The 21,867-nt window shown below is 56.0% G+C and carries 22 protein-coding genes; 5 read left to right on the forward strand and 17 right to left on the reverse strand.

Features of this window, described 5'->3' with window-relative positions; translation table 11 throughout:
• Positions 1–23 precede the first annotated feature (23 nt).
• The 5 genes from ABIE60_RS03825 to rluC all read right to left on the reverse strand — a co-directional run bounded on the left by ABIE60_RS03825 (position 24) and on the right by rluC (position 5,180).
• Positions 24–1,262, reverse strand: coding sequence for a peptidoglycan DD-metalloendopeptidase family protein (locus ABIE60_RS03825; protein WP_354467893.1), 1,239 nt, complete (start codon positions 1,260–1,262; stop codon positions 24–26).
• Between the two features lie 46 nt (positions 1,263–1,308).
• Positions 1,309–1,926, reverse strand: coding sequence for a bifunctional phosphoserine phosphatase/homoserine phosphotransferase ThrH (thrH, locus tag ABIE60_RS03830; RefSeq protein ID WP_354467894.1), 618 nt, complete (start codon positions 1,924–1,926; stop codon positions 1,309–1,311).
• Between the two features lie 100 nt (positions 1,927–2,026).
• Entirely contained in the window at positions 2,027–3,001 is a 975-nt protein-coding gene (gene cysB / locus ABIE60_RS03835; protein ID WP_354467895.1) for an HTH-type transcriptional regulator CysB, read from the reverse strand.
• A gap of 87 nt (positions 3,002–3,088) precedes the next feature.
• A complete protein-coding gene (locus ABIE60_RS03840) occupies positions 3,089–4,195 on the reverse strand; it encodes a DNA-binding protein (protein WP_354467896.1) in 1,107 nt (368 codons plus the stop codon).
• 16 nt (positions 4,196–4,211) lie between these two features.
• Positions 4,212–5,180: a 23S rRNA pseudouridine(955/2504/2580) synthase RluC gene (gene rluC / locus ABIE60_RS03845; protein ID WP_354467897.1), complete on the reverse strand. Its 969-nt coding sequence runs from the start codon at positions 5,178–5,180 to the stop codon at positions 4,212–4,214.
• 470 nt (positions 5,181–5,650) lie between these two features.
• On the opposite strand from rluC, the gene rne reads away from it, so the two are divergent.
• Entirely contained in the window at positions 5,651–8,983 is a 3,333-nt protein-coding gene (gene rne / locus ABIE60_RS03850; protein WP_354467898.1) for a ribonuclease E, read from the forward strand.
• Positions 8,984–9,057: 74 nt separating this feature from the next.
• Here rne and murB read toward each other — a convergent pair whose 3' ends face one another.
• From murB to ABIE60_RS03890, 8 genes are all read right to left on the reverse strand, one after another.
• Positions 9,058–10,077, reverse strand: a complete 1,020-nt coding sequence (gene murB / locus ABIE60_RS03855; RefSeq protein WP_354467899.1) for a UDP-N-acetylmuramate dehydrogenase — start codon at positions 10,075–10,077, stop codon at positions 9,058–9,060.
• Positions 10,070–10,561: a low molecular weight protein-tyrosine-phosphatase gene (locus ABIE60_RS03860; protein WP_354467900.1), complete on the reverse strand. Its 492-nt coding sequence runs from the start codon at positions 10,559–10,561 to the stop codon at positions 10,070–10,072. Before ABIE60_RS03860 ends, murB begins: the two co-directional genes overlap by 8 nt.
• 11 nt (positions 10,562–10,572) lie before the next feature.
• Positions 10,573–11,340, reverse strand: coding sequence for a 3-deoxy-manno-octulosonate cytidylyltransferase (gene kdsB, locus ABIE60_RS03865; RefSeq protein ID WP_354467901.1), 768 nt, complete (start codon positions 11,338–11,340; stop codon positions 10,573–10,575).
• A gap of 3 nt (positions 11,341–11,343) precedes the next feature.
• Complete coding sequence (locus ABIE60_RS03870) at positions 11,344–11,535, reverse strand: Trm112 family protein (RefSeq protein WP_091824332.1); 192 nt, start codon at positions 11,533–11,535, stop codon at positions 11,344–11,346.
• Positions 11,516–12,559 carry a tetraacyldisaccharide 4'-kinase gene (lpxK, locus tag ABIE60_RS03875; protein ID WP_354467902.1) on the reverse strand — a complete coding sequence of 348 codons (1,044 nt, stop codon included), beginning with the start codon at positions 12,557–12,559 and terminating at the stop codon, positions 11,516–11,518. Before lpxK ends, ABIE60_RS03870 begins: the two co-directional genes overlap by 20 nt.
• Positions 12,559–12,981 (reverse strand): ExbD/TolR family protein, encoded by a 423-nt coding sequence (locus ABIE60_RS03880; RefSeq protein WP_354467903.1) that lies wholly within the window; start codon positions 12,979–12,981, stop codon positions 12,559–12,561. The genes lpxK and ABIE60_RS03880 overlap by 1 nt, the downstream gene beginning before the upstream one ends.
• 11 nt (positions 12,982–12,992) lie before the next feature.
• Positions 12,993–13,613: a MotA/TolQ/ExbB proton channel family protein gene (locus ABIE60_RS03885; RefSeq protein ID WP_354467904.1), complete on the reverse strand. Its 621-nt coding sequence runs from the start codon at positions 13,611–13,613 to the stop codon at positions 12,993–12,995.
• Positions 13,614–13,674: 61 nt separating this feature from the next.
• Positions 13,675–15,927, reverse strand: a complete 2,253-nt coding sequence (locus tag ABIE60_RS03890) for a DNA internalization-related competence protein ComEC/Rec2 (RefSeq protein WP_354467906.1) — start codon at positions 15,925–15,927, stop codon at positions 13,675–13,677.
• A 106-nt stretch (positions 15,928–16,033) separates the two neighbouring features.
• Here ABIE60_RS03890 and ABIE60_RS03895 point away from each other — a divergent pair, with 106 nt between their 5' ends.
• A complete protein-coding gene (locus tag ABIE60_RS03895) occupies positions 16,034–16,549 on the forward strand; it encodes a DUF2062 domain-containing protein (protein ID WP_354467907.1) in 516 nt (171 codons plus the stop codon).
• A 5-nt stretch (positions 16,550–16,554) separates the two neighbouring features.
• Here ABIE60_RS03895 and ABIE60_RS03900 read toward each other — a convergent pair whose 3' ends face one another.
• A complete protein-coding gene (locus ABIE60_RS03900) occupies positions 16,555–17,232 on the reverse strand; it encodes an ABC transporter ATP-binding protein (RefSeq protein ID WP_354467909.1) in 678 nt (225 codons plus the stop codon).
• The gene (locus ABIE60_RS03905) at positions 17,225–18,475 is read right to left on the reverse strand and encodes a lipoprotein-releasing ABC transporter permease subunit (protein ID WP_354467910.1); all 1,251 of its coding nucleotides are present in this window, start codon (positions 18,473–18,475) and stop codon (positions 17,225–17,227) included. Before ABIE60_RS03905 ends, ABIE60_RS03900 begins: the two co-directional genes overlap by 8 nt.
• A gap of 106 nt (positions 18,476–18,581) precedes the next feature.
• Here ABIE60_RS03905 and ABIE60_RS03910 point away from each other — a divergent pair, with 106 nt between their 5' ends.
• Together ABIE60_RS03910 and ABIE60_RS03915 are read left to right on the forward strand one after the other, a co-directional pair.
• On the forward strand, positions 18,582–19,145 hold the full coding sequence (locus ABIE60_RS03910) for a PilZ domain-containing protein (protein ID WP_354467911.1): 564 nt from the start codon (positions 18,582–18,584) through the stop codon (positions 19,143–19,145).
• Positions 19,146–19,147: 2 nt separating this feature from the next.
• Positions 19,148–19,444: a hypothetical protein gene (locus ABIE60_RS03915; RefSeq protein WP_354467913.1), complete on the forward strand. Its 297-nt coding sequence runs from the start codon at positions 19,148–19,150 to the stop codon at positions 19,442–19,444.
• Positions 19,445–19,495: 51 nt separating this feature from the next.
• Here the strand turns inward: ABIE60_RS03915 and sthA are convergent, their stop codons facing one another.
• Complete coding sequence (gene sthA, locus ABIE60_RS03920; protein WP_354467915.1) at positions 19,496–20,896, reverse strand: Si-specific NAD(P)(+) transhydrogenase; 1,401 nt, start codon at positions 20,894–20,896, stop codon at positions 19,496–19,498.
• A gap of 363 nt (positions 20,897–21,259) precedes the next feature.
• On the opposite strand from sthA, the gene ABIE60_RS03925 reads away from it, so the two are divergent.
• Positions 21,260–21,433: a carbon storage regulator gene (locus ABIE60_RS03925; protein ID WP_354467916.1), complete on the forward strand. Its 174-nt coding sequence runs from the start codon at positions 21,260–21,262 to the stop codon at positions 21,431–21,433.
• A 71-nt stretch (positions 21,434–21,504) separates the two neighbouring features.
• Here the strand turns inward: ABIE60_RS03925 and ABIE60_RS03930 are convergent, their stop codons facing one another.
• On the reverse strand, positions 21,505–21,840 hold the full coding sequence (locus ABIE60_RS03930) for a hypothetical protein (protein WP_354467918.1): 336 nt from the start codon (positions 21,838–21,840) through the stop codon (positions 21,505–21,507).
• Positions 21,841–21,867 lie beyond the last annotated feature (27 nt).

Raw genomic sequence — 21,867 nt, forward strand, 5'->3', positions numbered from 1 at the left:
GAGCAGACGGGCGGGAGAGCGCTTCAGCTCTCCTCCATCTGTGCCAGAATGCGATTGCGCAATTCATTAAATGCTACCCGATCCTTGTCACCCACGGCCTCTGCAACAGGGATAGGGGCGCGCATGGCATCGACCGGACGTCCGCTGATGTGCAACTCGTAATGCAGATGCGCTCCAGTTGAACGCCCGGAATTGCCTGACAGGGCGATCTTCTGGCCTCGGCTTACGGTCTGCCCCTTGCTGACCAGCGACTTGCTCAGATGCAGATAACGGGTACGGTATTTCTGACCGTGTTCAATCACGATATACAGGCCCGCGTAGGGGTGATTCTGCACCCGTGTTACCACACCATCCCCGGTTGCCAGAATGGGGGTACCGATTGGAGTGGCGAAATCAGTGCCGTTGTGAGGTCGAACACGCCCAGTGACAGGATGCTTGCGATTGGGGTTGAAGTGCGAACTGAGGCGAAACTTGCGCTCAGTGGGATAGCGCATAAACGCGCGCGCCAGGCTCTCACCATTCAGATCATAGTAGTGACCATCAAACATGAACGCAGTCAATTCACGCGCACGGTTGATAATCCGCAGCCCTTCCAGTCGTGAGTTGCCCGTCGGCTCACCATTCACGAATTGCTCGGCACGCACAACCTGAAACAGATCGCCCGCACGCAGGTCGCGTCGGAAATTAATCTTGTCCTGCAGCAGGTTGGAGATGCGCTGAACCTCCAGTGCATTGAGTCCGGCACTTTTGGCCGCCACATAGAAGCTGCCGTTGATTTCACCCGCGATGAGTTCCTCTTTCCACTCACCCTCCACCAGGTTTTCATGATATTCAAAAGTTTCATCGCCCACACGACTGAATACGACCTGGTGGGCCGGGCTGAAGATCAACTCCAGCTTGCTCAGCGCCCCGCCATTGAGCCAGAACGCCAGCTGATCGCCAGGCTTGAGCGTATCCAGTGCAAGAATTGAAACATCGCTCTCCAGCACCTGATACATGTGCTTCTGGGGGACACCCAGTAACTCAAAAATGGTACTCAGGGTATCGCCGGGCTCAATGGTATAGACAAAGTCAGCCGGCTCCAGATCTTGCATCTCGCCTTCTGCAGCAACGGACGAAAAGTCGGTCGCTTCGGGCACCGAAAGGCGCAGCTCAAGCGGAGCCGATAATGGCTGATAGGACAGCAGACCGGCTGCAACCAAGGAGGCAGGCACCGCAATACCGAGTGCCAAAAGCAAACGTTTGGGTTTTGTGATCTTCATGCTCTCATCCTCTGCTGTGGCAACCACTGCTGCTGCCGCTAAGCCATTAAACGGTCAGGTTGCGTACGCTGGCATCAACAAAAGCCTGCTTCAGGTCTTCATAGGTATGTACGGCCGGGAACTGGGGGAATTCAGCGATCACATTATCCGGCGCATGGAACAGAATGCCGGACTCTGCCTGTGTCAGCATGGTGGTGTCGTTGTAGGAGTCCCCGGTGGCGATAACACGATAGTTCAGCAACTGGAAGGCACGAACAGACTGGCGTTTGGGGTCGCGCTGGCGCAGTGTGTAGTCGGTGATGCGTCCTGACTCATCCACTTCCAGCTTGTGGCACAACAGAGCCGGATAGCCGAGCTGCTTCATCAGAGGGGCTGCGAATTCATAGAAGGTATCGGACAGTATCACCACCTGGAAGCGCTCACGCAGCCAGTCGATAAATTCACGTGCACCTTCCAGCGGGGCCAGACGGCTGATGGTGTCCTGAATCTGAGGCAGGGTCAGACCGTGCTCATCCAGAATACGCAGACGCTGCTTCATCAGCACGTCATAGTCGGGAATGTCCCGAGTGGTGGCTTTGAGCTCCTCGATACCGGTTTCTTCCGCAAATGCGATCCAGATTTCAGGAATCAATACACCTTCAAGGTCAAGACAAGCCAGTTCCACGCGGGACGCCTCCAGTCAGTTAATAAATTGCGCCACAATTTACCCTGTCATACCGAGGCTTTCAATGCTCAGGCCCGTTATACCGGGGTATTTGTCCCTTTCAGTGCTCAGGCAGATCAAGGTCATCAAACAGAGCATCAATATCATGCCGGTTGCTGCAGGCCTGAACCTGGCGCACCAGATCTGGGGTCAGGTGTGGCGCAAAGGTCTGAATGAAATCGTACATGTAACCGCGCAGGAAGGTCCCCTTGCGGAAGCCGATCCGGGTTACGCTGTGCTCGAACAGGTGACTGGCATCCAGTGCCACCAACCCCTCATCCTTGCCCTCTTCAAACGCCATAGTTGCGATAATGCCAACCCCCAGCCCGAGGCGCACATAGGTCTTGATCACATCGGAGTCGACAGCCGTCAGCACCACCTTGGGCTCAAGCCCACGATTACTGAACGCCTCATCCAGCTTGGAGCGGCCGGTAAAACCGAACACATAGGTGATCAGCGGCCATTCGGAGAGCGCCTCAAGCGTAAGCTCCGGCAGTTCAGTGAGGGGATGCCCTGCCGGAACAACAACGGACCGATTCCAGCGGTAACACGGCATCATGATCAGGTCACTGAAGTGAGACATGGCTTCAGTGGCAATCGCGAAGTCTGCGGTACCATCAGCGGCCATTTCGGAGATCTGCATCGGCGTCCCCTGGTGAATATGCAGAGATACATCGGGATAGACCTTGATGAAGTCATGGATGGTATCCGGCAGCGCATATCGAGCCTGAGTATGAGTAGTTGCAATCTCCAGCTTGCCCTTGCGCTCGTCACTGAACTCCTGAGCGACCTGACGAATTGCATCACATTTCTGCAGCACCTCTCCGGCGATGGCAAGAATCGCTTCGCCGGCGGGTGTCACGCGAGTTAAATGCTTGCCGCTGCGCGCAAATACTTCAACTCCAAGCTCATCTTCGAGCAGTCGAATCTGCTTGCTGATGCCAGGCTGAGAGGTGTACAGGCTTTGTGCCGTTGCCGAGACGTTGAGATCGTGATGTGCAACCTCCCAGATGTAACGCAGTTGCTGCAGCTTCATCGAAAAACCCTTGGAGTTATTAAATTATGATTTAATATAACACTGGAGAATAATGAAGAAAATCCCCTTTAATGCAAGGGTTATCCTTTAGGCGCGATTTTTCAAGCGCTTGTTCTCTTCTTCCAGCCCCGCCACACGTTTTTCCAGCGTTCCTGCCCGCCCCTGGGCCTGCAGCAGCAACTCTTCCTTCTCCTTAAGCAGGCCGCGGAGCTGATTCTCGCGACGACCGCTTTCGCTATTCAGGCCAACCTGTTTCTGGTTCAGCCGTTGCAGCTCTTCCTCAAGTTGCCGCACACGCTCTTCCAGGCGCTTGCTGCGGTTGGTCTCGGTAAGGAGCTGTGCATTCAGCTGTGCAAAATCACGCTGCTGTTGAGTATCCTGCGCCTTAAGCTTGCGCAGCTCCTCATCCTGGCTTTTTATCTGAGTCGCCTGAGTTTCCACTTTGACATCACGTCGAGCCAGCAGCCCCTGAAGTTCATGTATTTCGCGAGTAAGCTCACCTTCCCTGCGGCCGGTCTCATCGCGCAGCTTTTCAAGCGCATTGCGGTAGTAGCGGGTATCCACCTCCGCCTTGGCAACCGTTTCAAGGCCGTGGCGCTGTTCATCACGAATACGCTGGTCAAATACACGCTTGGCGTCTTCATGCGCCTTGCGCAGATGTGCCAGCTCCTGGTCGGCATTGGAGCGCAGCTGCTCTTCCTTCTTGCGCAGCGTGGTTTCATTACCCAGGTTCTGACGCAGAACCTGAATTTCCGCCTCCAGTGCCTGAGCATGTTCACGCGCCTGATCCAGCTTAACCCCCTGCTCTCGATAGCGTGCTTCCAGCTCACCCACCTCGCCCTGAGTGCGGCGCAAGGCATCGTCACAGGCACGCTGGGCCTGATCCAGCGACGGATCGGGCCGCTGAATCTGCAGGCTAAGTTCGGTGTGCGCCTCCTGAACCGCCTGGTGCCAGATTCGACTGAACGTCTGTTTCATCACATCCGGCATATCGGGAATATGAGGACTGGTATCACTGAGACGAACTCGCGCCGGCAGTAATTGCCACCACTCATCAAGCCCCGTGCTGATAACTTGTACCGCCTTGCACTGCTCACCGAGATCAGTCTTAAGCCGCTCCGGCGTGGGTGCTTCACCGGCCAGGAGACAGCGATCGGCAGCAGCAAAAAGCGCCGCTTTCAGTTCTTTATCCATGCTTGATTCATCCTTATTACTGCGGGTGTACAACTGAAAGTTGCTGCAGGGATGCCGCTGTCGCGTCATCCAGTGGTGCGTCGACCTGCAGCCTGTCACCATCAGGCAAAATCACCTCAAGGCGAGCCGCATGCAGCATGAGCCGACGCAACCCGAGCTGACGAAAACCGTCGTTGTCCTCATCGGGAGTATACTTGCTGTCACCAACAATCGGATGCCCCGCAAACTGGGTATGCACCCTGATCTGATGGGTTCGCCCCGTCAGAGGCCTGGCTTCCACCAGCGTTGCAAGATCGGCATAGCGCCGAAGCACCTTGAACGAGGTGATGGATGCCTTGCCATCGGGATGCACCCTTACGATGCGCTCCCCTGACTTCAGTTCAAATCTTCTCAGCGGCGCATCCACCTGATTGCAGCGAGCCGACCAGCGACCAACCACCAGCGCATGGTAAATCTTGCGCACCTTGCGCTCTCTCAGTGCTTCATGAAGATAACGTAGCATGCTGCGCTTTTTGGCCACCATGATGCAGCCGGATGTGTCTCGATCCAACCGATGCACCAGTTCCAGAAAGCGACAGTCAGGCCGAACCTGACGCAGAGCTTCAATCAGGCCCAACGTAACGCCACTGCCGCCGTGAACAGCAAGTCCCGCTGGCTTGTTGATAATGAGCAGGCTATCACTCTCGAACAGAATGGCCTCTTCGAGGTGGTCCGCCAAACCTTGCCCTACCGGTGCCGCCTCGCCACGCTGTGCTGTTCTGATCGGTGGTATGCGCACCACATCGCCCGCTTCCAGGCGGGTATCCGGTTTGACTCGTTTCTTGTTTATACGAATCTCGCCTTTGCGAAGAATTCTGTAAATCAAGCTCTTGGGTACGCCTTTTAATGCAGTGCACAAGAAGTTATCGACTCTCTGGCCGGCTTGATCCGCATCCACTTCCAGATAGCGGACCTGATGTTGTTCATTTTCTGCTGTATGCGTCATAAAGACGGACTGACTCTCAATTGATGCCTATGGGGTTAACTGTTATATTCTACCGATGCCGCAGGCGGTTGGCTTTAGTAAATTTGGAATCCATGCAGCCGGCCCCGCCATTTCATTCAGGATGAGTGGCCGCTTAAGACCCCGACCCACGGCAGAATACTGAGATCCCCATACGGGGTCACAAACTTTTTTTACGTAACGCTTTCACGGCCTTCGCCTGACAGGAAGGTCCAGTTGGAGGTGAAGACGCACGCTGACCAGGAACCTGTCCGTACCATCAGGGCAGCCACAGCCAGAACCTATAATGACATGGGTCAGCGTTTCCTTCACCGCCGATATGCAGCACGCCGTTTGCGTGACTGCAGGCAAGACTGCCACACGCAGCTGCCGATCCAAAGACTGGACATCAGACTCTTTACCCTCTGCTCGTGCAGGGCGTAAAGCGTTGCGTTTATGAGAACGCACATAACATGAAAAGAATGCTTATAAACGCAACTCAGCCCGAAGAGTTGCGCGTTGCGCTGGTTGACGGCCAGCGCCTGTTCGATCTTGATATAGAATCCGACAGTCGCGAACAGAAAAAAGCCAACATCTACAAAGGCCGCATCACCCGGGTTGAACCCAGCCTGGAGGCGGCTTTTGTTGATTTTGGTGCAGAGCGCCATGGCTTTCTGCCGCTTAAAGAGATCGCCCGCGAATACTTCTGCAAACAGCCTGAGCGTGGCCAGCGCCCCAATATCAAGGAGATGGTCAAGGAAGGCACTGAAGTCATTGTGCAGGTCGACAAGGAAGAGCGTGGTAACAAGGGTGCAGCCCTGACCACGTTCATCAGCCTTGCCGGCCGCTACCTGGTATTGATGCCAAACAACCCCCGTGCCGGTGGCATTTCGCGCCGCATCGAAGGTGACGACCGCGCTCAGCTCAAGGAAGCACTGTCGGGTGTGAATATCCCTGACGGCATGGGCGCCATCGTGCGTACCGCTGGCATTGGCCGCAGTTCAGAAGAACTGCAGTGGGATCTCGACTACCTGATCACCCTCTGGGACGCCGTCAAGGAAGTCAATCAGCGCCCCGCTCCCTTCCTGGTCTACCAGGAAAGCAACGTAGTCATTCGTGCCATTCGTGACTACCTGCGTGCTGATATCGGTGAAGTACTGATCGATAACCCCACCGTATATGAACAGGCTGTTCTGTTTGCACAGCAGGTGATGCCGAGTTACGAGAACCGCATCAAGCTGTACAAGGAGCAGACTCCGCTGTTCAACCGCTTCCAGATTGAAAGCCAGATCGAGACCGCGTTTGAACGCGAAGTCAAACTGCCTTCCGGTGGCTCTATTGTCATCGACCCCACGGAAGCGCTGGTATCTATCGATATCAACTCCGCCCGCGCAACCCGCGGCGGTGACATCGAAGAAACTGCGTTGCAGACCAATCTTGAAGCGGCAGAAGAGATTGCACGCCAGCTTCGCCTGCGTGATATCGGCGGCCTTATTGTTATCGACTTCATCGATATGACGCCGATCAAAAACCAGCGTGAAGTGGAAAACCGTCTGCGCGACTCACTCAAGCTTGACCGTGCCCGCGTACAGATGGGACGCATCTCACGTTTCGGCCTGCTCGAAATGTCACGTCAGCGCCTGCGCCCCTCTCTGAGCGAGTCACGTGGTATGGTGTGCCCTCGCTGCCATGGCCAGGGCAGCATTCGTGATACGGAATCACTGGCACTGTCGATTCTGCGCTTGATCGAGGAAGAGTCATCCAAGGACCGTACCTCTCAGATTCGCGCCATCCTGCCGGTCACCGTTGCAACCTACCTGCTCAACGAAAAGCGCCATGAGGTGCACAACGCTGAGCTGCGTCATCAGGTGCGGGTCGTCATAGTCCCCAACCCGAATATGGAAACACCGCATTACGAAGTGGTTCGCCTGCGTGACGATCATACAATTGCCACCACTCATGATGCGAGCTACACCCTGCAGCCAGAGGTCGAGGCAGAAACACCCGATCCGGGCCGCACCGTGCCGGTCAAGCGTGAGCAGGCAGCCGTGAAAGCGGTTGTACCGCCAACACGCGCACCACAGGGCAAAGCCGAAGCACCCGCTCCTGCGGCAGCTCCTGAAAAGCCCGCGGTTCAAGCCCCCTCTGTCGCAGCTGCCCCGGCCGCCGCCTCAGCCTCTTTTGGTGAGCGCGTACTGTCGACATTGCGCACCCTGTTTGGCGGCAAGTCCGAGTCCGCTCCAACCCAAAACGACAAGCAGGAAAAGCAGCCCGACACCACAAGCAACGATGCGAGCAACAGCCGCAGCAGTCGTGGCAACCGTGACAGCGGTCGTGACAACAAGCGCCGCGCACGTGAGCGCCGCGAGAATGATCGCCGCCGCAACAGCCGTGAGCGTCGTGACACTGACGAAGTAATCACGGTTGAACGTGATGCCAACCTGCCACCGATTGGCGAAAACGGCAACGGCGACAAAGAGAAAAAAGAGAACAGCGGGCGCAGCCGACGTCGTCGCAGCCGCAACCGTCGTGATGACCAATCGCCTCGTCAGGACAATACTGCCGCTGACGATAACCAGAACAGCAGCGCACCCGAGAGCAAGGCTCAAGCACCTCAGTCTCAAGCCCCTCAGGCCGAGACGACCGAGGAAAGCAGTCGCAGCCGTCGTCGTGGCCGTCGTCGTCGCAACACCGAACAGCGCAGCGCCACTCGCACACCGCTGCCTGAAGAGATGCGTGACGAAAATGCCGAAGGCGAAATTCAGACCCTGCTGGCTGAAGACAAAATCACCAATGCCACTCTGGCAGCGGCTGATCAGGTGGGCGAGCAGGCTGAAAAGGTAACGGCTGAGACTAGTGCTGAGTCGGTGCAGGACACTACAGCCGATGCTGACCAGGATCAGACAGTCGCCAAGTCTCAGGATACTGAGGCAGCTACTGAGGAGCCTTTGGCTACCAAAGAATCTTCAGCTACTGAAGCGGCAGAACCTTTGGCTACAGAAAACGAGCCTTCGGCTACACAGCCAATGCCATCAAATACGGATGAAAAGCTCCCGGAAGCCGCATCGGCCGAAGCAGTACCTGGAGCGCCAACCCCGGAAGAGGCTGTTGCATCATCCGCCACTGAAGCCAAGTCAGCTGCAGAGCAGCCCTCCTCTACTGAAAAAGCCGCTGCACCCGAGCAGTCGGATTCAGTCGAGCTGACAGCTGCCGCTGCCACTGAAGAGGAAAACGCCGAACAGTCCGAAAGCACTGAGCGCAAGCGCTCCAGTCGTTCACGCGGGCGTGACCGTCGTGGTCGTGGAAAATCTCGTCAGGACAAGGATGCCGGTGCAGAACAGGCCCAGTCCTCAGCTGATGCTGATGCTGATACTGACGCTGAAAACAACACGACTCCAGTGACGGCTGAAGATGCAGCTCAGGCTGTACCTGACTCCGCTATCGAGATGGTTGCCCAGAGCGAGGACGATACGCCCAAGGTGGCTGTTGAGTCCTCCGTTGCTGATCAGAGCGATGATCAGGAGGCGGTCCGAAATGAAGCTGCAGAAACAGACCAGACTACAGTCGAAGTCGAAGCTGCAAAGCAGCCGGAAGCGGTAGCTGAGTCTCAACCAACAGTGCCTGAAGTTGAGCAGCCTGTTGCAGCTGAAGAGAAAGCTGAAGCTGAAGCGGATGAAAACAAGACCGAGACAGCCGATACTGATTCTGCCAAGCCCACGCCTCGCCGTCGTGCCCGCCGCGCGCCCAATGACCCACGCGAAGTGCGACGCCGCCAGCAGGCAGCCAAGCAGGACAGTGACCAGTAAGGCTCACGGTTAAAAAAACCGCAGCGGTGAAAGCCCTGCGGTTTTTTTTCGTCTATTGATTAGCCATTCCCTGGTCAGGGATAAAAGCGCGGCTCCGGCTCCAGCCTTACACCAAAGCGCTCCTGTACCATCTGCTGTACGTGACGGGCCAGCCGCTCGATATCCTCCCGACGGGCAGCCCCAAGATTTACCAGCACCAAAGCCTGCCGGGGATACACTCCTACATGTTCGAGGGAGAACCCTTTCAAGCCACACTGATCGATCAGCCAGCCTGCTGCCAGTTTATAGCCATCGGTGTCAGGGTATGCCACCAGGCTCTCAAATCGATGTTTCAATTGCTGATACAGGTCAGCTGAAACCACTGGATTCTTGAAGAAGCTGCCGGCATTGCCGATTTCTGTTGGGTCAGGCAACTTTTCTCGGCGGATTCGACAAACGGTGTCGAATACACGCTTCGGCGTCACGGGATCATGTCCAAGCCCTTCTCTCAGGCCTGCATAGCTCAGCTCAGCCGTAAATTGCCGCGCAAGACTGAATTCCACAGCCGTGATAATGTAGCGCTCAGGCTCGATACTCTTGAACAGACTGTCCCGGTAGCCAAACCGGCACGCCTCTGGACTCAGGTCACGCAGGCATTGTTCCTGCCGATCAAACACCTCGACTGCACTGATCCGGTCCTTCAGCTCGACTCCATATGCACCGATATTCTGTACCGGTGCAGCACCCACGGTTCCCGGTATCAGGGCAAGATTCTCAAGTCCGTAGAGCCCCTGTTCGATCGACTTCTCAACCGTTGCATGCCAGTTCTCCCCCGCCCCCACACGCAAGCGCACATGGCTTGCGGAGAGGTCAGATCGGTGCCATCCGCGTATCAATATTCTTGCAACAAGCCCCGGTACGCGATCTGCAAGCACCAGGTTACTGCCGCCACCGAGCAGCAGCAGCGGCATCGGGTGCCGCTTCAACCATTGCTCAAGCTGCTCCAGCTGATCAGCGGCGTGAATCTCGGTGTAGTATTCAGCAACGGCCGGCAGCCCAAATGTATTCAGCTCCTGCAGCGGATATTCGGATCTGAGCTGAAGCGAGTCAGTCACGGCGCTCACCTGAGCGCAAATGCCGCAACAGTCCCGCAGAAGCTGCCTCTACAAGATCCAGCACCTCATCGAAGCCTTGCTCACCGGAGGTGTAATAGGGGTCTGGCACTTCGCGTACACGACTGTTGGCCGCAAACTCCAGAAACAGACCAAGATGGCCACGAAAGTCCACTGGACAGCGCTTGCGCAGCTCTCGCAGATTGGCGGCATCCATCGCCAGAATGTAGTCAAACCGGCGAAAGTCCTCATCATCCACTGTACGGGCTCGCAAGTGGTCAAGCGAGTACCCCCGCCGTGCCGCTGCAGCCCGGGTACGAGGGTCCGGCGCCTTGCCAACATGCCAGTCACCGGTGCCTGCCGAGTCAACGGAAATCCACTCACTGCCTCCTTCCCGACTCAAAAGATGCTCGAACACGCCATGTGCCGTCGGTGATCTGCAAATATTGCCCAGGCAAACGAAAAGGATACGCGTCGGTTTGCTCATCGGTACTCCTGCTATTTCAGCGACAACAACTGGCGGATGCGCTCCAGATCCTCTGGTGTATCCACACCAGCGGGTGGTGTTTCATCGGCTGCATCGACGTGGATGCCAACACCATTCCAGAGTGCGCGCAACTGCTCCAGACACTCGGTTTGCTCCAGCGGTGCAGGTGGCCAGCGCACAAAGTCGTTCAGCAGCTTGACCCGATAGGCGTACAGGCCGATGTGCCTTTGCCAGGGGAACCCTTCGGGCATCATGGAACGGCCCGACTCATTCATGAAGCTGTCGCGCGGCCAGGGGATCGGTGCGCGACTGAAATACAGCGCCATGCCCTGATGGTCAGTCACAACCTTAACCACGTTAGGGTTGAGCAGAGCATCAACCGTTTCGATCGGCTCCGACAGGGTTGCAATACCCGCCATCGGCAGTGCCATCAGGTTGTGTGCAACCTGGTTGATGATTCTGGGGGGAATCAGCGGCTCATCACCCTGCACGTTTACCACAATATCGTCTGCGTAGAACCCAAGTTTGTGAACCACTTCCTGCAGCCGGTCGGTACCGGAAGGATGGTCGCCTGAGGTCATGCACACTTCGGCACCGAAATTCTGGGCTACCTCCGCGATACGATCATCATCGGTTGCAATGATGACGCGCACCGCTTCACTTTCGCAGGCTCGTTCATAGACGTGTTGCAGCATCGGCTTGCCGGCAAGATCCGCCAGAGGTTTGCCCGGGAAGCGACTGGATGCATACCGAGCCGGGATCACAACTGAAAAACTCATGGTTTACTTGCTCTCTTTGAGTCGTTCATCGGTCGTCAGGGTGCGCGCCTCGGACTCCAGCATGACAGGGATATCGTCTCTGATCGGATAGGCAAGGCCGCTGGCGCGGCAGATCAGCTCATTGCTTTCACGGTTCCACTCGAGTGGAGCCTTGGAGACCGGGCAGACGAGAATATCAAGCAGTTTCGGATCCATCGTTGTGTCCTGTGGGTTGTGCCGACTCTGAGGTCAGGCGTGTCAGCAAGGTCTGCTCAATATGAGCATCCAGCCGGGCATCCACTCTGAGCGCCCAGCCATTGGCAAGATTGAATTGGCTGCATTTTACCGCATCTTTCTCGGTCATGATCAACGGTAACCCCGATGCAAAGCCGAGCGTCTCTTCACTCAGACTTGCATGGTCAGCCAGCGGATGTTCTACCGGATCGAAGCCCAGTTCACGCAGCGTATGAAAAAAGCGGGCCGGATTGCCAATCCCAGCTACCGCATCGACATGCCGCTCATGCGGCCAGACATCGGCCGTGACCGCGTCACCGCCGGCCAGCGGATATAGCTTGCCAGCCTCAAGCTTCATTTGATACCAGAGCAGGCCCAACTCGGTCAGCTGCTGTCGTGTAGCTGGCGAGAGCTCGCCATTGACGACAACCAGATCCACTTGCTGCAGCCGTTCAGGCGGCTCTCGCAGCGGCCCTTCCGGCAGACAGCGTCCGTTTCCGAGCCCGCGTGTACCATCAAGCACGGCGATTTCAATCGTACGAGGCAGGGCATAGTGCTGCAGGCCGTCATCACTGATCAGAACATCGCAGGCATGGTGCTGCAGGAGCTGACGTGCAGCCGCAACGCGATTTGGATCGATATACAGCGGCACTCCGGTACGCTGCACAATCAGACACGGCTCGTCCCCACCCTCGTTGGCTGTACTTGAGGATGTCACCGAATAGGGGTAGTGCGCTGGATTGGCACCATAGCCTCGACTGATAACCCCTGGCGTCCATCCATGCCTGCGCAGCAGTTCGATCAGTGCGATGGTAAGTGGCGTCTTTCCTGTACCGCCGACACTGATATTACCCACGATGATAACAGGGACCGGCAGTTGGTTTTCGGCAGAGGTGACAAAGCGCTTTGTGAACCGCTTTCGGGCGACCTGTTCGACCAGCATGGACAATGGTCGCAGCAACTTCAACCAGCGGGCATTGCGGTACCAGGCAGAAGCAAGTGACATCAGTCGGCGCTGGTTTTTTGAGTTGTGATACTGAGCTTGCTGAAGCCCAACCGCCCGGCCACATCCATGACGGTGACCACCGATTGATGTGCCGTCTGGGCATCTGCCGTGATGATGAAGGGCAGATCGCGTGCATCCCCCGCAAGCTTGAGCAGTGCACGGCGCAAGGTCAGGGCATCGCTGCTCACCAACGCTTCACCGTTGATTGTGTACTGTCCTTCGGCTCCGATGACGACATCAATGCTGTCTGCCTGCTGCTGGGCTTCTCCTTCCGCAGAGGCCTCCGGCAAACTGATGGTCAGGTGAGCCTCGCGCGTGAAGGTGGTGGAAATCATGAAAAATATCAACAGCAGAAACACCACGTCGATCAATGGTGTCAGGTTGATATTGATCTCTTCCCTGCGTTGACGTTGAAATTTCACCCTGCGCTCCGCTATCGGATATCGACTTCACGATCACCGTGGATCGCTTCAACCAGCTTGATCGATTCCTGCTCCATTGTCAGCACCAAAGAGTCGACTCGACGCTGAAAGTAGCGGTGCATGACCAGTGCGGGAATGGCAACAGACAGCCCTGCCGCCGTAGTGATAAGTGCTTCGGAGATGCCGCCGGCCAGCACCCCGGCATTGCCGGTTCCCTGGATCATGATTTCAGTAAATACCTTGATCATGCCGATAACGGTACCCAACAGGCCCAACAGCGGTGTTATGGCCGCAATGGTCCCCAGCGGGTTCAGGAAACGTTCCATGTCATGTACGACATGTGAAGCCTCTTCCTGGATGCTTTCCTTCATGATTTCGCGTCCATGACGGGAGTTGTTCAGGCCCGCCACAATGATACGCCCGAGAGGGCTTTCCTGTCGGATAACACTCATGTGTTCTGCACTCAGGGTACCGCTGCGCGTCATCTCCCACACCTGAGCCAACAACCCGGAGGGGGCGATTTTCCGAGGGCGCAACACCATAAGCCGCTCCAGGCAGATCGCCAGTGCAACCACTGAACAGGCAACAATCGGCAGCATCAGCCAGCCGCCAGCGACAATAAGTTCAAACACCTTCAATCACCTCCTGTTGAATGAAATAACTCTAACACAGCCCCCTGGGCAGGAGTAGGCGTTAACCGCCTGTCCAGTAACGCTTTTTAAGCGCTCTATGTGGGATCAGACTACAGCTGTCGCTGCTTGCCTGCAGAAGCAGTGCACCCTGTCTGGCGGTACTGCTCCAGGGAATTCCACGGCGCTCGATACGCTCAATAACCTCGGCATGCGGATGACCAAAGCGATTACCAAATCCGGCACTGACCACAACATGTTCCGGTTTCGCGTAATCCAGTAACGCCCCTGCCGTTGAGTCACGGCTGCCATGATGCCCCGCCACCAGCCATGTAATTGGCTCAATCTGACCTGCCGACAACAGGCGATATTCACCGCTCTGACTCAGGTCACCGGTCAACAGCAGCGAGCAGCGGCCATTGCTTACCCTCAGTACACAGGAGCGATCATTGCTGCTGAGGCCTGCATGCTCCCTGAAGGGGTCCAGCAAGGTAAAGTTAACGCCACCGCTTTGCCAGTTGCCATTGCGACACCCTTGGGTGTGCGCACTCGGAAGCGCTTCACCACCAAGCAACATGCCGATCGAATGAGCTTGCTGTAATGCCGCGAAACCTCCGCTGTGATCTGCATCTGCGTGACTGACCACAACCCACTCCAATGCTGGGCTGCCCTGACTGCGCAGATAGGGCCCCACTGTATAGGCAAAGGCGGAACGTCCATCACCGAACCCGGGGCCGGTGTCGTAGAGCAGCCGCCCCGCTGCCGTTTCAATCAGGATTGCCTGCCCCTGGCCAACATCAAACACCCAGGCGTTATATTGCCCTGTGGGTGGCTGCGAAACCGGCACCAGCAATACCGGCAAGCAAGGCAGCAGGGCTATGGCTCGTATTCGAACTGGAAGCGGCAGTAACATGATCCATGTACCCAAGAGGGCTAGCACCAGCAGCAGCGGCTGTGGGCGACCGACCTGCAATACCAGCCCGGGAAGCTGCGAAGCCCATTGCAGCAACCCCCAGATCAGCTCCAGATTCCAGTCCAGCAGAGCCGCAGCTTCAGGCCGCTCAAGCACCAACAGCAGAAGTACCGGTAATAACCAGATCGTTACCGAGACCCACGGCACAGCAATGAGGTTAACCACGATCCCCAACAGGCTGAGCTGATTGAAGTTCATGACCAGAACCAGTGACATGCCAATAAACAAGCCCAACTGCAGTCGCCACCACTCTGCGGGCAAGCGCATCCATGCAGAAGCGAACACCTGCTGCCGGCGTTGCTGCAATTGCCAGAGAATCAGCGCTACGGCACCAAATGAGAGCCACAGGCCCGGCTCCAGTATCGCCAGCGGCTGTACGGTTACTATCACCAGCAGTGAAAGCTTCAGGCGCTGCCAGCCTGACAGGTTCAGCAATTGCCAGTTACCAACCAGAAACACCACCAGCATCAACCAGGCACGCTGCACCGGAAGCCCCCAGCCTGCCAGAGAAGCATCGGCGGTTGCGAACAGCAGAGCTGATACGGTTGGGACCCAGCGACTGCAGCCCATCCAGCCAGACAGCTGCAGTGGCATTGCCACCAGTCGTCCGAAGAGCCACCCCAGCATTGCCATGACCGCGATATGCAAACCACTGACAACCAGCAGGTGTGTTGTGCCAGTACGACGAAGCCATTCCCAGTGCTGATCATCCAGCCCCGAGCGGTCGCCAATGATCAACGCACTCAGGGTACTCGCCGTCTGAGGTTCAAACTGATCGAACAGCCAGGTTTTGATTTTCAACCGCACCACACCTGCACTGAGAAACTTGGCAGGTTGATGATGCACGAGCGTTCGGACATAGCCGCGTGCATCAAGGCCAGACGCAAGGTAATAGCGCTCGGTATCCCTTGCCTCCGGGTTATGCAGCCCCCTTGGACTGCGAAGACGTATTACAGCCCTGATCTCATCACCAAAGCCGAAACGAACATCTGCATGGTAAGCACTGAGCCGAATGCGTCGCAGTCGTTGATGTGCGGGCAGATCCGATTCAACAGCCTGCACGGCAAGCTCAAATACCTGCCGCTGGTCATGGTGTTGAACCAGGCTGTCTACCCGACCGGTCATCTGCAGATCCAGGGCTTGTGGGCTGGACGGCAAGCGGTGGTGCAGCTGCCAGGCGCCCCAGATCGCAGCCACGGCCACACCAAGAAGATAAAGCAGCAGCCACCGCCGCAGCCGTTTCTGTTTTATGCACAACAGAATCAGCAACAGGACCGATAGCCAGACATACGTCAGTGACGGCAACAGCGCCACTGTAAGAATTCCGCCGATATATGCGATCATCCTTGATCTCCGAGTTGGCTTGGCAGAGCACAGGCGGCATAATGTGGCCACTTTCAGACTCTGGCCGCGATTGCTTCTCATGCCCCGAAAGCTGATCCGAAAATTCATGCCCGATGAACATAAGCTGCGCAACCACCGTCATCTGGGGTGGCTCGGCCGTCATCTGCATGACCCCAACCTCTGGCACCTGACACGCAAGTCCGTTGCGCGTGCCTTTCTGGTGGGGCTTTTCTGTGCATTCCTGCCCATACCGGGGCAGATGCTGGTGGCTGCACTGATGGCGGTTTTGATCTCCAGCAATCTGCCCATATCAGTCGGACTGGTGTTTATTACCAATCCACTGACAATGCCGCCCATATTTTATCTGTCATACCGAGTTGGTGTTTGGATACTGGGCATTGAGCGCGGCATTGCCAGCGAGCGCAGCTGGAACCTGCATACCATCCAGACCGAGCTTGCATCCATCTGGTGGCCCCTGCTGCTGGGCTCCATCCTCTGCGGTATTATCAGCGGCCTGATCGGTTACCTGCTGATAAACCGCTTCTGGATCTGGCACGTCAACAAAAGCTGGCGTCGTCGCATACTTGCGCGCAGCCGTCGTCGACACAGGGACGATCCCTGATCTCATCAGGCGTTGAAGCGGCCATCCACAAGCTCATACACTCGCCCCATTCTCTCAGCCAGTTGCATGTCATGCGTCACAATGACAAATGCCGTATCGAGGGTCTGGTTGAGTTCATCCAAATAGTGCTGAACATCAGCTGCCGTATGCCGATCCAGATTACCGGTCGGCTCATCCATCAAAACACAGGCCGGCTCCATCACCAGCGCTCGGGCAATGGCAACACGCTGGCGTTCACCACCACTGAGCTGTGCCGGCTTGTGTGTAAGCCTGTGCCCAAGACCAACCCGCAGCAGCGATTGCTCGGCGCGCTCGATCGCCATTTTTGTGGTCACATCACCGATAAGCAAAGGCATCGCCACATTTTCCAGTGCCGTAAACTCATGCAGCAGGTGATGAAACTGATAGACGAAGCCAAGCGAGCTGTTACGCAAGCGACAGCGCTGTACTTCAGTGACCGAGTACAGCGCTTGACCAGCCACTTCAACTTCACCACTGTCCGGCGTATCCAGCCCACCAAGAATGTTCAGCAGTGTACTTTTGCCACTGCCTGAACTGCCGACGATGGCCACTCGCTCGCCAACAGCCACAGTCAGGCTGATGTCGTGCAATACCTCGACGATACTGCCTGCTTCCTCGTAGCTCTTGTTAATATTGCGACAGCTGAGCACTGGTTCACTCATAACGCAGGGCCTCCGCAGGCTGGGTTCGTGATGCTCTCCAGGCTGGATAGAGCGTGGCAACAAAACTGATTAAAAGAGCAGCGGAGGTGATCAGACCAACATCCGACCAGACCAGCTCAGAGGGCAGGTAACTGATAAAGTAGACCTCGGATGACAGGAACTGGATCCCCAACATGCGCTCAACCCAGGCCACCAGGTCGGTGACAGTCAACGCCAGCGTAACCCCAAGTCCGACGCCAAGTGCCGTTCCAATCAGGCCGATCAGAATTCCCTGTACCATGAAAATTCGCAAGATGCTGACAGGCGTCGCCCCCATTGTACGCAGAATGGCAATATCCGAGCGCTTGTCGGTGACAACCATCACCAGCGTTGAAACAATATTGAACGCGGCCACAAACACGATCAGCAGTAACAGCAGGGCAATCATGCGTTTTTCCATCTGAATGGCCTGAAACAGATTACCGTGGGTACGGGTCCAGTCACTGACGTAAAACGGCCGCTCCTGCGCCATCGCTACCCTTCTGGCAAGCTCAGGTGCCTTGAACAGATCGTCCAGTTTAAGTCTGAGTCCATCCACACGTCCCGATTGCATTCGCTTGAGCCTGGCGGCATCGTCGATGTGGATATAGGCCAGATTGGCATCCAGCTCAGCGCCCACCGAGAACAGGCCCGCCACTGTAAAGCGCTTCATGCGCGGGACAACGCCTGCCACACTGACGGACGCTTCGGGCAGCACCAGCGTAACCTTGTCTCCCACGCTGACACCGAGAAACCTGGCGAGCAATTCACCCAGAACGATGTTGTACTCTCCCGCCTGCAGCAACCCGGTCTCACCCTGCTGCATGTGGTCACCAATAATCGATACCTCGTTCTCAACCCGGGGGTCGATGCCATTGACCTGCACCCCCTGCACGCGACCATAACTGGTCAACATGCCCTGAGCCTGAACAAATGGCGCCACACCAGCCACACCCTGTTCAAGTCTGATTTCGGTGGCCAGTTCCTGCCAGCCCTCCAGCCCCTCGTCTCCGTAGGCTCCGAGGGTGGCATGGGGCACCATACCGAGAATGCGTTGACGAAGCTCACGGTCAAACCCGTTCATGACGGAAAGCACCAGAATCAGCGCTGCCACACCCAGCATCAGCCCGAGCATCGATACAAGTGAAATGAAGGAGATGAAATGATTCCCGCGCCGGGCTGCTGTATAGCGCAGGCCGACAAAAAGCGACAAAGGTCTGTACATGTGGCCGTTTTCAATCACTGTTGTGGCCGCAGCTCTAACAGCAGCGGCACTATGTTGGTTATACTGAATGTTACGCGATTCTATCACTAACCGCAGGAGTATTAACGTGTCTGAAAGGCGTCAATACTATCGGATCGATCACCCCGTCATCATTGAACACAAATGTGTCAGTGACGAGGATGTGGCTCATTCAAATCAGCCGTTCCAGTTTGAGGTATCTGCCTATTTTTCATTGCAGGCACAATTGCACGCAATCGATGCCGAGTGCAGCCATTACCTGCACCGAATCAGTGAGCACTCCGCCCCTCTAAGTGCCTATCTTCAATCCCTGAACAAGAAAATCGAACTGATTGCACAGGCGCTGACTGCCGACAGCCTGAAACTGGACCAGGGTGAACCTCAATTCATTAATTTGAGCGAAGGTGGCATCAATTTCTTTTCCGCCCAATCACTGGATCAGGGGCAGGCGCTGGCCCTTAAGCTGGTATTCACCGAGTCCCGGCTTGGCATGATGCTCTATGCTCGCGTCATTCGCTCCGAAGCACAAGCAGAAGGCTTTGAAGTTGCCGCGGAGTTTCTGCAGATGCCTGAAAACTGCCGCACCCAGCTGGCTCGCCTGATCCTTGAAGCACAGGCCCGGCAGCGCCAGAACGAGCTCAAGCAGGAGTGAGCATGACCCAAAACCCTTCACCCACGCCCCATCCGAGGCTCTACCTGCTGGCCATGGGAGCCGGTTTTGCCGGCCTGATTGCATGGTTCGTGATTGGGCGCTCACTGGGCGTACTGGACTGGATCAGTGCCCTGTTTCCGCCGTCACATGCAGGCGCAGGCCTGATGATCGCCATCATGATCCTGATGACCCCCGGCTTTTTACTCTGGAAATACTATAACCGCTGGATTGAAAAGCGCCTCAAGGTAAAGGGGCGCTATTACGAAGACGGTGCCTACTTGCCACCCAAACAGAAATGAAACAGCCGGGCAGTGCCCGGCTGAACAACACAGCATATCAGACCGGCTTGATTAAAGGTTCGCAATCCGATTGAGCCCCGAAATGGCAGCTACACGGTAGGCCTCAGCCATGGTCGGATAGTTGAAGGTTGTGTTGATGAAATACTTCAACGTGTTCGCCTCACCTTCCTGGCTCATGATCGCCTGGCCAATGTGAATGATTTCCGAGGCCTGATCACCAAAGCAGTGAATGCCGAGTATTTGCAGGGTTTCACGATGGAAGAGCACTTTCAGCATTCCAACCGGTTCGCCGGAAATCTGAGCCCTTGCCGTATCCTTGAAGAATGCCTGCCCCACTTCATAAGGCACACACTCTGCCGTCAGCTCTTCCTCGGTTTTGCCGATGGAGCTGATTTCCGGGATGGTATAGATACCGGTCGGCACATCATTGATATAGCGGAAATCATCCGCTGACAACATGTCAGCCGATGCAGAGCGCCCCTGATCCAGTGCTGCAGATGCCAGGCTCGGCCAGCCGATCACATCACCAACCGCATACACTCCATCAGCCTCGGTGCGGTAATGCTCATCAACCGCCAACTGACCTCGGCTGTTGGCCTCAAGTCCAATCTTGTCGAGCCCAAGGCCCGCCGTATTGCCGCTTCGACCGTTGCACCAGAGAAACGCATCTGCACGGATCTTCTTGCCGGATTTCAGCTCAATGGTGACACCATGTGCATCACCGGTGACCGATTTGTAGTCTTCGTTATGGCGAATTTTCACGGCGTTGTTACGCAGGTGATAGCTCAGCGCGTCGGAGATCTCGTCATCAAGAAAGGAAAGCAGACGATCGCGCATGTCGATCAGATCGACCTTGACCCCGAGGCCACTGAAAATGGATGCGTATTCACAGCCAATAACGCCGGCACCAAAAATCACCAGCGTGCGTGGCGTATGGCTCAGCTTGAGGATGGTATCGGAGTTGTAAATTCGGGGATGAGCGAAATCGATATCCGGCGGACACCAGGGGCTGGAGCCGGTTGCAATAACAAAGTTGCGGCTGCGCAGGGTTTCCTTAGAATTATGCTCGCCTGCCACTTCAATCTCGCCGGGCTTTTGGAAGTTGGCGCGGCCGAAAAACACATCCACTCGGTTGCGGGCGTAGAAGTTGGTCCGCAGCATGACCTGGTTGGAGATGACCTTCTCCGCGCGCTTGAGCACCTTGGGAAATGAGAACCAGCGCGGCTCGCCGATATCACGAAACATGGGGTTGGTGTTGAACTCAATGATCTGCTTGACCGAGTGTCGCAGCGCCTTGGAGGGAATGGTGCCCTTGTGAGTGCAGTTTCCACCCACGGTATTCTGCTCCTCGACAATGGCAACGCGGCGGCCCTGCTTGGCAGCATTGATCGCAGCGCCTTCGCCAGCCGGACCGGAGCCAATCACAACGACATCATAGTCATATACAGCCATTAACTTTCCCCTTAGTAGAAAAAACGAGATCGGAGCCAACCACTCCGTCCCTGATTGCTGACCAGCATAGAGATGCAGCTGGCAACTACCAATTAACCTTTAGGCAAGAAGCCCTGTATTCCGGGCCCTGCAGCGATTCTTTTTGATCTGGCCCACAAATAGCCCACGCCAACTCAAATTCCTGTGGGCTCGAGTACGCTCCGGTGATACGCCGCATGCTCAAAAGTGCTGTAATCTTATCTGCCCTACCCTCTGTCGGCAAACGACAATAGTCAAAGATGCCAGCAGGCGATACAGATAGTCTTGCAATGGCGGCTCCGCGTGTTAATTTGATCTGAAATCTATGCACAAAGGAGGTGCACAATGCCGCGGCTCACTCTGAATCGCAAGGAAGGCGAAGTTCTCATCATCGATCACGATATCCGAGTCATCGTTCAACGAGCCAGGAATGGCAAGGCCAAGATAACCATTGATGCGCCGGATGATGTGGATGTTATTCGGGAGGAGCTGGAGGGCATGCTTGAGATTGATGATTAAAGATGCAGAGGTATTTATGATGCATCAAAAAACCCGCCTCATTGGGCGGGTTCTTGGCTTACAAAGGACTGCTAACCACAAGCCATTTGAGGCTCGTCATGGCTGAGCTCGACCTCTTCGCAGTCAGTTGCCCTGCATGCCTTTTCACGCAGGAGTCTCTTCTTCTCGGCTTCTACGAACCGCGTCAGAATCTGCTTCATTAAAGGCTGGTAGCCAAGACCATGGATCTTGGCAACGTCTTTCAGATCATCAAGCAATGTCTGCGGCATGCGTATAGAGATGGTCTTGAGCCCGACCGCCTCGTCCAGCGCACTCATATCAATCGGCGCCCTTACCGCATGCTTCGGATCCTCGCCCAGTAGGCCACTTTCCCATGCTTCTTCAGTACCGTTGATTTTTTTACTCATTCCCCATTACTCCATTTTTGCGGCGTC

Source organism: Marinobacterium sp. MBR-109, from assembly GCF_040547565.1.
Taxonomy (GTDB): Bacteria; Pseudomonadota; Gammaproteobacteria; order Pseudomonadales; family Balneatricaceae; genus Marinobacterium.

Coding starts and splice junctions, on each gene's coding strand:
- ABIE60_RS03890 (WP_354467906.1), bottom strand. CDS start 15,927: ATGATCGCATATATCGGCGGAATTCTTACAGTGGCGCTGTTGCCGTCA.
- sthA (WP_354467915.1), bottom strand. CDS start 20,896: ATGGCTGTATATGACTATGATGTCGTTGTGATTGGCTCCGGTCCGGCT.
- ABIE60_RS03825 (WP_354467893.1), bottom strand. CDS start 1,262: ATGAAGATCACAAAACCCAAACGTTTGCTTTTGGCACTCGGTATTGCG.
- ABIE60_RS03840 (WP_354467896.1), bottom strand. CDS start 4,195: ATGGATAAAGAACTGAAAGCGGCGCTTTTTGCTGCTGCCGATCGCTGT.
- ABIE60_RS03915 (WP_354467913.1), top strand. CDS start 19,148: ATGACCCAAAACCCTTCACCCACGCCCCATCCGAGGCTCTACCTGCTG.
- ABIE60_RS03870 (WP_091824332.1), bottom strand. CDS start 11,535: ATGGATCCGAAACTGCTTGATATTCTCGTCTGCCCGGTCTCCAAGGCT.
- ABIE60_RS03925 (WP_354467916.1), top strand. CDS start 21,260: ATGCCGCGGCTCACTCTGAATCGCAAGGAAGGCGAAGTTCTCATCATC.
- ABIE60_RS03860 (WP_354467900.1), bottom strand. CDS start 10,561: ATGAGCAAACCGACGCGTATCCTTTTCGTTTGCCTGGGCAATATTTGC.
- rne (WP_354467898.1), top strand. CDS start 5,651: ATGAAAAGAATGCTTATAAACGCAACTCAGCCCGAAGAGTTGCGCGTT.
- ABIE60_RS03930 (WP_354467918.1), bottom strand. CDS start 21,840: ATGAGTAAAAAAATCAACGGTACTGAAGAAGCATGGGAAAGTGGCCTA.
- rluC (WP_354467897.1), bottom strand. CDS start 5,180: ATGACGCATACAGCAGAAAATGAACAACATCAGGTCCGCTATCTGGAA.
- ABIE60_RS03900 (WP_354467909.1), bottom strand. CDS start 17,232: ATGAGTGAACCAGTGCTCAGCTGTCGCAATATTAACAAGAGCTACGAG.
- ABIE60_RS03905 (WP_354467910.1), bottom strand. CDS start 18,475: ATGTACAGACCTTTGTCGCTTTTTGTCGGCCTGCGCTATACAGCAGCC.
- ABIE60_RS03895 (WP_354467907.1), top strand. CDS start 16,034: ATGCCCGATGAACATAAGCTGCGCAACCACCGTCATCTGGGGTGGCTC.
- kdsB (WP_354467901.1), bottom strand. CDS start 11,340: ATGAGTTTTTCAGTTGTGATCCCGGCTCGGTATGCATCCAGTCGCTTC.
- lpxK (WP_354467902.1), bottom strand. CDS start 12,559: ATGTCACTTGCTTCTGCCTGGTACCGCAATGCCCGCTGGTTGAAGTTG.
- cysB (WP_354467895.1), bottom strand. CDS start 3,001: ATGAAGCTGCAGCAACTGCGTTACATCTGGGAGGTTGCACATCACGAT.